The organism is Streptomyces sp. NPDC046716 (genome assembly GCF_040645755.1).
Classification (GTDB): domain Bacteria; phylum Actinomycetota; class Actinomycetes; order Streptomycetales; family Streptomycetaceae; genus Streptomyces.
Genome location: NZ_JBEYYU010000007.1, coordinates 1 through 12261, shown reverse-complemented (window position 1 = coordinate 12261; position 12261 = coordinate 1). Strand labels below are relative to the sequence as shown.

The 12261-nt window shown below is 68.4% G+C and carries 15 protein-coding genes and 2 pseudogenes; 13 read left to right on the top strand and 4 right to left on the bottom strand.

Annotated features, from left to right (window positions below):
* The first annotated feature begins 90 nt into the window (after positions 1–90).
* Positions 91–711: a dihydrofolate reductase family protein gene (locus tag ABZ930_RS07375; RefSeq protein WP_361542940.1), complete on the top strand. Its 621-nt coding sequence runs from the start codon at positions 91–93 to the stop codon at positions 709–711.
* A 325-nt stretch (positions 712–1036) separates the two neighbouring features.
* On the opposite strand, the gene ABZ930_RS07370 is transcribed toward ABZ930_RS07375, so the two are convergent.
* Entirely contained in the window at positions 1037–1816 is a 780-nt protein-coding gene (locus tag ABZ930_RS07370) for a hypothetical protein (RefSeq protein ID WP_361542937.1), read from the bottom strand.
* A gap of 266 nt (positions 1817–2082) precedes the next feature.
* On the opposite strand from ABZ930_RS07370, the pseudogene ABZ930_RS07365 reads away from it, so the two are divergent.
* From ABZ930_RS07365 to ABZ930_RS07350, 4 genes and pseudogenes are all read left to right on the top strand, one after another.
* Positions 2083–2302 (top strand): annotated as a pseudogene (locus ABZ930_RS07365) (IS5/IS1182 family transposase); the annotation flags it as partial.
* Positions 2303–2381: 79 nt separating this feature from the next.
* On the top strand, positions 2382–2885 hold the full coding sequence (locus tag ABZ930_RS07360; RefSeq protein WP_361542934.1) for a hypothetical protein: 504 nt from the start codon (positions 2382–2384) through the stop codon (positions 2883–2885).
* On the top strand, positions 2812–3351 hold the full coding sequence (locus tag ABZ930_RS07355; protein WP_361543460.1) for a helix-turn-helix transcriptional regulator: 540 nt from the start codon (positions 2812–2814) through the stop codon (positions 3349–3351). Before ABZ930_RS07360 ends, ABZ930_RS07355 begins: the two co-directional genes overlap by 74 nt.
* 1636 nt (positions 3352–4987) lie before the next feature.
* Entirely contained in the window at positions 4988–5245 is a 258-nt protein-coding gene (locus tag ABZ930_RS07350; RefSeq protein WP_361542931.1) for a hypothetical protein, read from the top strand.
* Here ABZ930_RS07350 and ABZ930_RS07345 read toward each other — a convergent pair.
* Both ABZ930_RS07345 and ABZ930_RS07340 read right to left on the bottom strand, forming a co-directional pair.
* Entirely contained in the window at positions 5215–5616 is a 402-nt protein-coding gene (locus tag ABZ930_RS07345; RefSeq protein WP_361542928.1) for an NUDIX domain-containing protein, read from the bottom strand. The genes ABZ930_RS07350 and ABZ930_RS07345 overlap by 31 nt on opposite strands.
* Before the next feature lie 402 nt (positions 5617–6018).
* Entirely contained in the window at positions 6019–6630 is a 612-nt protein-coding gene (locus tag ABZ930_RS07340) for a TetR/AcrR family transcriptional regulator (RefSeq protein WP_361542925.1), read from the bottom strand.
* Positions 6631–6754: 124 nt separating this feature from the next.
* On the opposite strand from ABZ930_RS07340, the gene ABZ930_RS07335 reads away from it, so the two are divergent.
* Both ABZ930_RS07335 and ABZ930_RS07330 read left to right on the top strand, forming a co-directional pair.
* Positions 6755–7501, top strand: coding sequence for an SDR family oxidoreductase (locus tag ABZ930_RS07335; RefSeq protein WP_361542922.1), 747 nt, complete (start codon positions 6755–6757; stop codon positions 7499–7501).
* A 109-nt stretch (positions 7502–7610) separates the two neighbouring features.
* A complete protein-coding gene (locus tag ABZ930_RS07330) occupies positions 7611–7964 on the top strand; it encodes a nuclear transport factor 2 family protein (RefSeq protein WP_361542920.1) in 354 nt (117 codons plus the stop codon).
* A 605-nt stretch (positions 7965–8569) separates the two neighbouring features.
* Here the strand turns inward: ABZ930_RS07330 and ABZ930_RS07325 are convergent.
* Entirely contained in the window at positions 8570–9193 is a 624-nt protein-coding gene (locus ABZ930_RS07325) for a TetR/AcrR family transcriptional regulator (protein ID WP_361542917.1), read from the bottom strand.
* A gap of 105 nt (positions 9194–9298) precedes the next feature.
* Here ABZ930_RS07325 and ABZ930_RS07320 point away from each other — a divergent pair, with 105 nt between their 5' ends.
* The 6 genes and pseudogenes from ABZ930_RS07320 to ABZ930_RS07295 all read left to right on the top strand — a co-directional run.
* Complete coding sequence (locus ABZ930_RS07320) at positions 9299–10078, top strand: glucose 1-dehydrogenase (protein WP_361542914.1); 780 nt, start codon at positions 9299–9301, stop codon at positions 10076–10078.
* Positions 10079–10272: 194 nt separating this feature from the next.
* Entirely contained in the window at positions 10273–10737 is a 465-nt protein-coding gene (locus ABZ930_RS07315; RefSeq protein ID WP_361542911.1) for a hypothetical protein, read from the top strand.
* Positions 10721–10981: pseudogene (locus tag ABZ930_RS07310) on the top strand (transposase); the annotation flags it as partial. The gene ABZ930_RS07315 and the pseudogene ABZ930_RS07310, both read left to right, overlap by 17 nt.
* Entirely contained in the window at positions 10974–11567 is a 594-nt protein-coding gene (locus ABZ930_RS07305) for a cyclase family protein (protein ID WP_361542908.1), read from the top strand. The pseudogene ABZ930_RS07310 and the gene ABZ930_RS07305, both read left to right, overlap by 8 nt.
* Before the next feature lie 37 nt (positions 11568–11604).
* On the top strand, positions 11605–11778 hold the full coding sequence (locus ABZ930_RS07300) for a hypothetical protein (RefSeq protein ID WP_361542905.1): 174 nt from the start codon (positions 11605–11607) through the stop codon (positions 11776–11778).
* Positions 11779–11988: 210 nt separating this feature from the next.
* A partial coding sequence (locus ABZ930_RS07295) for a class I SAM-dependent methyltransferase (protein ID WP_361542902.1) occupies positions 11989–12261 on the top strand: 273 nt, incomplete at its 3' end.

Genomic DNA, 12261 nt, shown 5'->3' with positions numbered 1-12261 from the left:
TGTGGGCCCGGGTCGGTCTACGCCAGTAGCGAATGGATCAGACGGCTCACCGCGAGGGCGGCGGAAGGCCGCCACCAGGAGGACGGCACAGTGACTGAGCATGTGGGCAAGGTGACCTGTGACCTCTCGATCTCCGTCGACGGGTACTCGGCCGGGCTCAACCAGGCGGAGCAGCGTCCGTTCGGCGACGACGCCGGCGATGGCTGGGGCGACCGGCTGCACGCCTGGATGTTCGAAACCCCGGAGCGGCGGCAGGCTGAGCTCGACCGGCTGGCGGATGTCGGCGCCTTCATCATGGGGCGCAACATGTTCGGCCCCGTGCGCGGAGCATGGGACCGACAGTGGAAGGGATGGTGGGGCGACAATCCGCCGTATCACGCACCGGTCTTCGTGCTCACCCACCACTCCCGCGACCCGCAACCGATGGACGGCGGCACGACGTTCCATTTCGTCACCGACGGCATCGAATCCGCGCTGCGGCAGGCTCGCGAGGCCGCAGAGGACCGCAACGTGTCGGTCCACGGGGGCGCGACCACCATCAACCAGTACCTCGCCGCAGGCTTGATCGACGAGCTGCGCCTGCACATTGTGCCCTTCACGCTCGGCGCCGGCACGCGGCTGTTCGACGGTGTGCCGTCCCTGAACCTTGAACAGGTGGAGTCGCGAGCAACGAACTCGGTCACACACGTGACCTACCGCGTGCTGTCCTGAGCAAAAGGGCAGTGCCACGCACAACCGCATCCACACCCTCGGACACAGCAAGGCGGCAAGGCGGCACTGCGGATCACCGCCGCCGACCCCACGGTCGCTGGCCTGGTGCTGCTCGCCGCGGACAGCCAGCCGATGCACGGGGCCGCCGTGCGCGTGGCCCGCTACCTCGCGGGGCTCGCCTCCGGCCCGGGGGCGGCCGAGGCGGTGGCGGCACTGGTCCGGCAGGCTGCGGCGGTGAGATGGCGCGCTCGCCGAGACCGGGTGCGGCGGGAACCGGCGTAGGGGAGGCGCGCAAAGGAGGCACGTCTTGGTCTGGCCGGGCGGTTCACCGTGGAGGAACGTGTCCGGTGAGTTCCTCCCAGTCCGTGAGTGCCGCCGCCAGCTTCTGTTCCAGCACCTTGCTGCGGGGATCCTGCCGATTGCGTTCCCGTACCTCTTCAAGGCGCTCGCGCGCGGCATCTGCTGCGCTGGTGTCGTTCTCGGCTTCTTCGAGCTCGGACTCCACCACCGCGAGCTGGTGCGGCAGTTGCTCGCGGAAGCTGTTCTCTCGTGCGACTGCTTTCTCGATGTCCCTCACGAAGTCGCGCACGGTGCTTTCGTCGAAGCGCCGCTCCTCCTGTGTCTCGGGGGCGGGAGGAAGGTGACGGTACTTGGCCTGGAGCGACTGTCCGCCGGAATTGATGCAGTAGATGTAGTGGTACGTCTGGTCCGTGGTGAAGTGGACCTCCATCTGTGCCAGTTCGGCGGAGCTGATCTCTGAGTCCGACTTCACCATGAGGCGGTGCTGGAACAAGGTCAGCGCTCCGAGAGACCCGGTGCGTTCGCCGCTGCCGGGATGGCGCAGCCGTGTCTGCTTCTGGCCGAGCTCCCGCAGACGGCGCTTCCGGCTGGTCTCGGCTGCTGTCACCGCACTGCGGGCCAAGGACACGTCCCGGTCGGCCTTGCGTGTCTGCGCCCGGACTTCGCTGCGGGCGTTTGCCAGGGCGTCCCGGTCGCTCTCGTACCGCAGGCCGAAGGCAAAGGCCCAGCCGCCGGGATACCGGTGCAACCGGCGCCCCACCCAGAATCCCACGCCCGCCAAAACGATCACTCCCAGCCACGCCATCTCCGAGCCCCCCTGTCGCGATGGGACTGTCATACCGGCCCCGGGGGCGCGGCGGCAGTGTTCCGGCGCAGACGTCAGCAACGCCACATCCGCATCCCCTCTGTGGGGTGGCCCGAGCCGTGGTTGTTCGTCCTGAGCTGGTCAGGCGTGGCGCTTGGTGTGCAGCGTTTTGAGCGGCACCGGCGGCGCGCCCAGCGGTGCGCCACCGTCGGGCAGCTGCGCGCGGCGGGTGTCAGCGTTGCGAACCGGGCTACTGCACCACCGCCATCAACCACGGCGCCCGACTCGGCATTGACGTCCATCCCGTCCAACGCCCGCCCGGCGCCCGCGGGTTCACCATCATCCCGCCGCGGTGGACCTTCGAACGCATCATCGGCTGGCTCATGCACCACCTCCGACTCGCCCGCGACTACGAAACCCACCCGCACCGATCCGAGGCCATGATCCGACTTGCGATTGATCGACCTTATGGTCCGCCAGCTCACTGGTGGGACCATCGCCTCCAAGGGCGGTGATGCCGGGGCGATCGCTGCTTTGTCCATCAGGTGCAGGGGGTGGGGCTGTCATGCCGCAGGTCTTCGAGACCGCAGATCTGGAGGAAATTGATGACCTCTTCCGGCAGCAGTACGCGTCGACGCGGTTGAGGCTGACAGGTGACAGACACCGCCTTCGTATCTCCCAGGAAGATCTCGGCCGGGTCCGGCTGGAGCACCTGTACATGCCGATGGAACTGGACACACGCTCCGAGCCACTGGGCGCTTTGGCCGTCGGCCGGGTCCTCCACGGACAGCTCCACTACCAGTTCCGGCGCGCGGAGCAGCATCTCGTGGGTGGCGACGTCTTTTTGGCCGTGCCGCCGCACCTCGGATTCCGGGCGACCCATCGCGACGTGGACGTGGAGTACGGGCTTCTGGATCCGGGGCTGTTGGGGGAGGTTGCGCAGAACGCGCCCGGTGTGTCGGGGCCGGTGCGGCTCCTGGCTCTGCGGCCCCTGAATCCGCTGGCCGCCAGTCAATGGGCCCACACCTTCGGCTGGTCCGGGAGCTGGTTACCAGCCCCCTGGCGGTGAAGGGCTCGCTGGTTGCGGCGCAGGCGGAGCGGGTGCTGGCCGCGGCCACGCTGGCGGCGTTCCCGAACACCACCTCGACGGATCCGACGATCGAGGACCGGCGCGACGCGCATCCGGCGACGCTGTACCGGGCGGTGGCCTACATCGAGGAGCACCCGGACGAGGACCGGTCGTCGAGATCGCCCGTGCGGCCCGGGTCAGCGTCCGCGCGCTGCAGCTGGCGTTCCGTCGGCACCTGGAGACGACCCCGATGCGCTATCTGCGGGAGGTGCGCTTGCAGTACGCGCACGAGGAGCTCCGCGAGGCGGTGCCGGGGCAGGGGGTGACGAGTGTATCCGCCCGGTGGGGGTTTTCGACCCCGTCGAGGTTCGCCACCCTCTACCGCCAGAGGTTCGGCTTCCCGCCCGTCCAGACGCTGCTGGGGGAGCGCCGCCTGATCCCGCCTGACGGGCACACCCTCAACTGACCGCCCTCTGTGGCCGTACGTCTACGCCCAACTGGACACCCCAAATGGGCCGTTGTCCAGCACGGTCGCCTACTGGTACCAGTGAGTGGGGAGCACGCTGATGCAGGCGGCTGGCTCTTGTTGAACGGCCGGGGCCTGCAGCCTCATGTCCGCTTGGGCGCCGGTCGAGCCCGCCCCGTCGGCCTCGTTGAGCGACCGGGACGACGGGGCAGGGCTCACTTTGTAGAGGCGAAGAGCGCATATCCCGCACACGCCACCGCCCGCCGGATCCGCCGTCGCCGACCTCCGGCGGATCCGGCCCTCATGCCGAACCGGGTGAGGACATCCAGCATCGCGCGCCCAAGCGCCGGCCCCCTTCCGGATAACGCACCACGTTCCGGTAGGTCAGCGCACCGCCCCCCCCACAGTAAACGAAGTACTGCGATCGACCTGACACACGAGAGCGGTTCCGGGCCCGGCCGGTCGCGGGAAACCCTGCCGCACAGCAGTGCCGACTGTCCTGCGGCATACCTGTTACGACATCCAGCGCGTGTGCTGGCGGTTGATTTCACTTGCTGGTTGGGACCTGTGAGGAGCAGGCGGCGCGGACGACCGTCCCGGTGTGCTCCCTCATCAATCGACCGAGGCGTGTGATGCGGGCGTGGGGCCGCGTCGGCCATATCGCCGAGGCTGCGGCACGGCTCGCACGGAGTCGTGCCCGCAGCGCACGGTTCGACTCGATCCTTTCCGCGGTCTTGCGCCGCGGTTCGCGCGTGGCCTCTCGTGTCGCCTCGGCGCGTTCACAGGCCAAAACCCGGCGACCTGGCTGCCGCCATTCGCCGGGGACCGCTGCCAGTACGTCACCGACGGGTCGCGACGAAGATGCGCTGGCAGCTGGCTGTCGGCCCCGCGGAGAAGGCCGAACTGCACGACGAGCTCGCGCAGTGCCCGAACAAGCCGGTGAAGATCACCCTCGCCCGGTAGCGCCAGCATCCCGACAGCTGCGTGGCATCGTGACCAGAGAGCTGCTCTCGCGCCTCTGCCCTGCCTGGCGCAGTGCCCCTTGGCGGTGGGCGAGTTCACGTCGGTCATACCTTGGGGTTGCTAGCGTCCGTCGCGAGGGCGGTTGCCTCCGTGTGGAAGTAGGACCGGGGCAGGGGTGTTACGTGTCGCTGGAGCTGAGCCAGCCCAGGCGCGGCAGTGGTCGCCGTCCCCCGACACCGTGGTCGAGGTCTGGTGGGGTGGCTCATAGCTTCAGAGAAGTTCCGCCAGAACCTGAGAAAGGACAGCAGATGTCCACGACCTCAGGAGGCGCCAGAACGCACGGATGCGGGTGGCCTGTCACTTCGGGGCCAGCGCGTGGTCGAGGACCTCGGCGAGCTGGGCGGGGTCGGGCCACCAACACTCGCCACGGTTCGGCCGAAAGCCCAGCGACATCGGAGGCGGCGCATCCCACGAGCCTCACCTCGTTGACCGGTGCCCCACACAGCCCGCGCAGCGAGGCCGGACAGTCGCTCTGGACAGGGAGCTCCTGTCCACCCGTGGCCCCCTGCCGGTCGATGCATCGAACACGTATGCTTCCCCGGATCACAACCGGGGGGCAGGCATGGACTGGGTCGCATGGGGAGCCAGCGGGGCGGGAGTACTCTTCCTCGGCTTGGCCGTCTACGGATGCCTGAGCCGCCCCGGTGCGCCGCAGGACGCCGCCGCAAAGCACGCCATCTACCGCATCTTCCTGCCACTCCTCATGGCCTGGCACTTCCTCTGGCGCGAACTCCCCAACGCCCTGCACGCATCGTGGGCCGTCGACGACATATGCGATTTCGTCGCCCTCGCACCAGTCGTCATTGTCGCCATCGCCGCGCGCCGACACCGGCGCGCAACTCAAGACGGCAGCGCAGGCCCCGTCAAGTAGTTCCACACCGGCTCGTACACGCCGGCCGGGATGTAGTCGACGAGATCGAAGAACGGCACCCAAGCGACCTCCGCCACCTCCCGCGGCGACGCCGGATGTGCCTCCCCCGACAGCCAGTGGCAGACCACGTACACAACTCGCCGGCTTGTCACCGGGTGGAAGCGCTCGCCGACCACCAGCAGCGGCTCAACGACGACGCCCGCCTCCTCCAAAGCCTCGCGCGCTGCCGCTTCCGAGACCGACTCGCCTGTATCGACCTTCCCCGCCGGGAACTGCCATACCAACGTGCCCTCCGGGACAGCGCGACGAATCAGCAACACCTCACCCTCCCGAGCCACGACGGCGCCAGCAATCACAGCAGCAACGTTCATTCTCAACTCCAGCTCTGAACAACGGTGATCGCTGCGTCCGGCGCTGTGCATGGGGGTGTGGTCATCTTCTTCAACCGCCTGGCGCGGCCGCCCTTTCAGGGGGCTGCGGAGGGGAGTGGTGCAGCGCCTACGGCAACCAGTACCTCGACGAGCTCGGCAATTTCGGCGTATGCGACCTGGAATCAGGCGGCGTCCCGGAGGGCGGGCAGTCAGCCCTTGCGGCCCGGCTCGCGCAGTGTGTCGCCCGCCCCGTACCCACGCCCGAGATCCCCGCCCTGTACGACGGTGGCCTTCCGTGGGGAGGAGTACGCGACCGGCGGCGAGGTGGTTCATGGCGAGGCTGAAGCAGTGTTGCCAGGCGGTGTCCCGGGCGAGGCGGAAGGCGGGGTGGTGCTTGCACTGTCAGGTACGCGGATCTGCTTGTGTGCGAGGTATCGCTTGCAGTGCGATGTCGACGGTGGTGTGGAGGTCTGCGCGGGATGAGCCGGCGGCCGCGTGCACAGCGTTGCCCTCGCTGACCACCATGACGTAGCGGGCCAGTGCGCGAGGGTCGGCTCCACTGGGCAGGTCACCTTCCGCGACGGCGCGGGCCAGTCGTTGTGCCAGGGCGCGCTCGCCGACCAGGCGGCTGTCGGCCAGGAACCTGGCGATGCGGCCACTGTCGCCGCCCTCGGCCAGGCCGCCCTGCACGGACAGGCATCCGGAGGGGCGGTCGGCGCGGGTGAGCGCGTCGGCGTTGGCCCGGAGGAAGGATTCGATGACCTCATAGCCGGTCGGCTCGGTGAGGGACTCGCGGGCGTAGGCCATGTCGGCCTCGGCATAGCGGGCGACGGCCCGGTGGAACAGCTCTTCCTTGTTGCCGAACGCCGCGTACATGCTCGTGCGGTTGATACCCATGGCTTCGGTGAGGTCGGTGAGCGACGCCCCCTCGTAGCCCTGGCGCCAGAAGACCTCCACCGCACGGTCCAGCGCGGCATCCGCGTCGAAGCCCCGGGGTCTGCCGCGTGCCGCCATGCCACCCTCCCGATGTCAGTTCCCCAAATTTTAACCGAGCGGTACGGAATAGGTGTGCCGGTGCCGTGGTTCTCCACCACAGAACCACTTAAGTACCGAACGGTACGGAAAAGGAGAGCCCATCATGGGACAGCTCGACGGCAAGACCGCCCTCGTCACCGGCGCCACATCAGGCATCGGCCTGGCCGCCGCGCGACGACTCGCCGCGGAAGGCGCCCACGTCTTCCTCACCGGCCGCCGACAGGACGCACTCGACGAGGCGGTGGCCTCCATCGGCGAACGCGCCACCGGCGTACGGGCCGACGTCGCGAACCTCGACGACCTCGACCGTCTCTTCGCGCAGATCGAACAGCACGGCAGCCTCGACATCGTCTTCGCCAACGCCGGCGGCGGCGAGTTCGCAGCCCTGCCCGACATCACCTGGGACCACTACGCCGACACCTTCAACACCAACGTCGGCGGCACCCTGTTCACCGTGCAGAAGGCACTTCCCCTGCTCACCCCGGGCGCATCGATCATCCTGACCAGCTCGAACATCGACACCAAGGGCGCCGGCTCCTTCAGCGTCTACGCCGCGACCAAGGCCGCGCTGCGCTCCCTGACCCGCAGCTGGGCGGCGGAACTCGTCACCCGCGGCATCCGCGTCAACAGCATCGCGCCCGGACCCATCGAGACGCCCGGTCTCAGCGGCCTCGCAGGCGACCCCGAGGCCGCAGAGCAACTACGCCAGGGCCTGGCAGCCGGAGTCCCCATGAAGCGGCTCGGCCGCCCAGAGGAGATCGCCGAAACCGTCCTCTTCCTCGCCGGCGAGACCAGCAGCTACATGACCGGCGCCGAAATATACGTCGACGGCGGCGCCAGCCAGATCTGACCACCACAACCACCCCCCGAACCACCGCCCCCGACACGACCACACCGGGACGGCCGGCCCGAGCTCCCCGAGCCGACCGGCCGCCCCGGACCCCCTCGAAGGAGTCACCATGTATCCCGTCACCGACTTGCTCGCAGCCAACCTTCACGAAGTCTTCGGCAACCGCGACCCCGCATCCCGCCGCGCAGCCATCGACCGCATCTACACCGAAGACGTCGTCTTCACCGACCCGGAAGGTGTCACCACCGGCATCGACGCCCTCGAGGACAAAGCCGCGACGCTGCTCACCAACGCCCCCGCAGACTTCGAGTTCACCGAGGACGGCCAGCGATACGCCGGCCCCCTCACCGGAGCCCTCGCCTGGACCTTCGGTCCGCCCGGCACACCCGCCGTCCGCGGAATCGACGTGATCACCGTCCGCGACGGAAGGATCGCGACCATCCTGACCATGTTCACCGCCTGACCTCCCGCACCGCGTAAGGACGAGGTCAGGACTAGGCACCATCTCTGGTCTGGTTCGCCGAGCGCGGAGCGCGCGGACGGCGAAGGGAGGGACGGGCCAAAGTGCAAAGGAGTGACATCAAAAGTCATCGCGATTGACCGCATCGAGAGCCACCCGGTGTCTCCCACACGCCTGGAAACCAGACCTCCATAGCCAACATTTCGACACTCAACGTCGTCTCCATGCCGCACGAGCCCGCCGGGTATGGACGCCCTTCCACGAACCGACTCGGAAGGCACGTCCTCCCAGGGTGAGCCCGTGCGGTACTTTCGCGCGATCGCCTCGACTGCGCGGGCACCCCGCAGTAGCGCACAATCGACCTCGCCCGGGTCGACCACCTCGCCAACGGCGCCCTGCCAACCCTGATCGCCATGGCCCGCAGCCTGTGCGAGCCGCCGCACCTGCGCCTCAACGCTGGCCCCGGACTCTGCCTCGCCGCGGTAAAGCGGCACACCTGCCAGGTCGGCCGCTCCGTCGTGAGAGTGACGACAGGACTGGCTTCAGCCATCTACCCCGCAGCCATTGCCTGGCCACACTCGTCGCCCCGGCAGGGAAGCGGTGGCACTTCAGGGTTTCGCGTACCGTGCCGTCATCATCTCGACGGCCTCGTCCACGACATGCCGCAGGGCCGCGTCGTCCGGGGCCCAGTGCGGCAGGAGCATGCGGGGCCAGAACGCGTAGTTGGAGATCATGCCGAGAAACTGGGTGGCGGCCAGCTCCGGGTCGTCCAGCACCACCGTTCCGGCGTCACGTTCGGCTTCCAGGTAGCGGCGCACCGAGTCGAAGTACGGCATCTTGCCGCGGTTGAACTGCAGCTCTGCCAGCTCGGGAAACCGCGGCAGTTCGGCGATGACGATGCGGAACAGGTCGGTCATGTCCGGCCGCGTGAGCAATGCGACATAGTTCTGGCCGATCGATGTGAGGCCGGCGCGCGGATCGCCCGGTGCCGGGGCGTCTTCGTCCTCGTTGCTCGACCGCCAGGAGGCGGTGACGATCGCGTCGAACAGTGCGGCCTTGGTCGGGAACTGCTTGAAGAGCGTCGCCTTCGACACTCCGGCCTCGTCGGCGATCTTCGCCAGCGACGTCCGGTCGTAGCCGGAGTCCAGGAACAGGCGGCTCGCCGCCTGGAGGATCGCTGCCCGTTTCTCTTCGGCAACGCGCTGGTGATAGGCCGACGGCTCCGTGGTCATGGACACCACTATAGGCGAGGTGAGTTACTTGACTCACCTCTCGCGACGTGCGTAACGTCGAGGCAAGGCGAGTCACTCGACTCACCACTCTTAGGGAGACCGACCATGGGACGTTTCGACAACCACACCGTGCTCATCACCGGCGGCACTGGCGGCCAGGGAGCCAGTCACGTCCGCGCCTATCACGCCGAAGGCGCCAACGTCGTGATAGCCGGCATCTCGGACGGCCGCGGCCGCGAACTCGCCGCCGAGCTCGGCGACCGCGCCCTGCACGTCCACCTCGACGTCACCGACGAGGACTCCTGGAGCGCTGCTGTACAGAGCACTGAGCAGCACTTCGGCCCGCTCGCCGTCCTCGTCAACAACGCCGGGGTGCAAGCGCCGGCCGCGCCGATCGAAACCACCGACCGCCGAGTCTGGGGCCGCCTAATCGACGTGAACCTGACCGGCACCTTCCTCGGCATCAAGCACGCGACCCCCTCCCTGCGCCGCAACGGCGGCGGCGTCATCGTCAACATCGCATCGACATCCGGCGTGGGAGGCACCCCGATGTACTCCCCGTACGTGGCGAGCAAGTGGGCTGTCCGCGGCCTGACCAAGACAGCAGCTCTGGAACTGGGCCGCGACGGCATCCGCGTCAATGCCATCCACCCCGGCGTCATCGCCACCCCGTTCATCACCGAGCCCGCAGCTGGCAGCGAGACCCCCATAGCCGACTTCTACTCGCCCGAACCCTTCGCGATCCCGCGCCTGGGCCAGCCCGCCGACATCACCCAGGCCCTGCTGTTCCTCACCTCGGACGACGCCTCCTTCGCCACCGGTTCGGAGTTCGTCATCGACGGCGGCCTCCTGCTCGGACCGGCCCTCCAGCACGAAGCCGCCTGACCCTCACGCGCGTCGAGGTCGCCCCGGCTTCCTTCCGGGTTCTCTCCGGCTGTCGCCAGCATTACGTGGCGGCCTGCCCACGGACGGACCACCGCGAAGGGCTGACCTGTCCCGCAATCATGGTGGCAGGAGTGGTCCGCGAGTGACTGGACCTCCTCGCTCAGTCACGAACATGGTGCTGAGAGACTCAAGTCATGGGATCTTGGGGAACTTTGGGGCCGGCGTTGTTGTCGTTGGCTGGTGTTGCGCTCGGCGCGGGTGGATCGCACTTGGGCCAGTACCTACTGTCACGAGCAAGCACCCGGCAGCTCGAAATACAGGAGTCAGCCGCGCACCGGGCAGAGCTCAAGAACGCGGTTCTGAAGTTCCTGGGCCTCGCGTCGCAGGTGGAGAAGTCTGCGCTTGCGCGGTCGGGCGGTGGCGACCGCACCGCGGCCGATGCCGAGCTCGACCAGCTCGTCGATGATCTGTGGCTGGCACATGCGGAGATCGATCTGGCAGCGAGAAGCGAGCCCCTGCGAGGTGCCGCCTATCGTTTTGCAGCCCGCCTCGCGGAGGCAGCCAAGGGCGGTATATCCGACGGGTCCGTGCTGCGCGGATCGCAGGCGCAGTTCTTCGACGCGGCGTATGACGACATGTGGCCTGGTCATCGACGCTGACACCCAGCTCGTCGTGGTGGTCGGCCGGCCTACGCCCGGCAACCGCAACGACTGCACGGCGTGGGAGGAGTCCGGAGCCAAGACAGCCGTCGGCAACACGACAGTGATCGCAGAGGGAGGTTACCGGGGCATCGGCCTGATCATCCCGCACCGTCGCGAACGCGGTCAGAGCGACCTTCCGGCCTGGAAGGAGGACCACAACCGCTCACACAGACAGGTCCGAGCTCGCGTCGAGCATGCCTTTCGCGGCACGGTCGCGCGCTGCGGCCGAAGTGCACGACGCGACCTCCGTGAGCCTGGCACGTCAGACCATCCCCCCACCGCTCAACACCGGCCTGGCACCCGTCGGGAGCCCCGCAACGGCGCCTGCACCCGTCATGCAGGTCGTGAACTTCAACGGAGCCCGGCCCATGGCCCTCACGGACTCCATGCTCATCAACACGCACAACGCCGGTCTGACGCACATCGACGCCCTCTCGCACATTCCTGTCGGCGACAAGGTCTATCCGGGCGTCCCGATTCAGGACGCAGTCACACCGACCGGGGTACGTCATGCTTCCGCCGACCACGCCGCCAAGGGCATCGTCACGCGGGGCATCCTCCTGGACCTGGCCCCCGATCACGGGAGTCTCGATGCGGACCACCGTGTCAGCGGTACGGATCTCGACGCGGCGCTCGACCGAGCAGGGACGTCGGTGCACCCGGGCGACCGCGATCGTCGTCCGCGGTGGCTGGGACGTGAACCAGCCCATGACGCAGCCCGTCCCAGGGCTAGACCTCAGTGCCGTCGACTGGCTGGACGAGCACGGTGCAGCTTTCTATATCGGTGATATCAGCGACGCCCGCCCGCCGAGCTTCCCGATGCCGATGCACCAGGTCGCACTGGCACGGCTAGGTCTGCCGCTGGTGGACGCCGCCAACCTCGACGACCTCGCCGACCGGTGTGTCTCCCTGCAACGGTGGAGCTTCATGCTCGTCCTCGCGCCACCGCGCATCACGGGGACCACGGGGCTCGCGGTCAATCCGATCGCGATCTTCTGATCACGAATCGAGCTCGGGTCCACTGCAGGTCTCTCGGAAGGAGGCGAGCGCCAGGCGGTCCGCGCAGTGGCAGCAGGACCGCCTACCAGAGCGGCCTGGTGCGCGCCGAACCTCCCCAAGAACCCCGCCCCTGACGCCCCGGCGCCGGTGGGCAGTGGACGACCAACGGGCCGCGCAGCGCTGCACCGAGGACGGGTCTAGGCTGGCGAGGTGACTGAGGGGCAAGAGCGGGTGCAGCCGTCGGGAGTGTGGGCCACGGCGGTGGGGGTGGCCCGGGTGCGAGCACTGGAGACTGAGCGGGACGACGCGCTGTTCCGCGACCCACTGGCACAGGCCTTCGCCGCCGCCGGCGGCCTGTGGCCCTTCTCGCCGCCGCCCGGTGACGAGTCCGCGCGACGCCGCCGACTGGCCGTGTCGCTCTCCATCGTCATCAGGACGAAGTTCCTCGACGACCTGTTGGAGCGGGCCTCCGCGTCCGGGGTC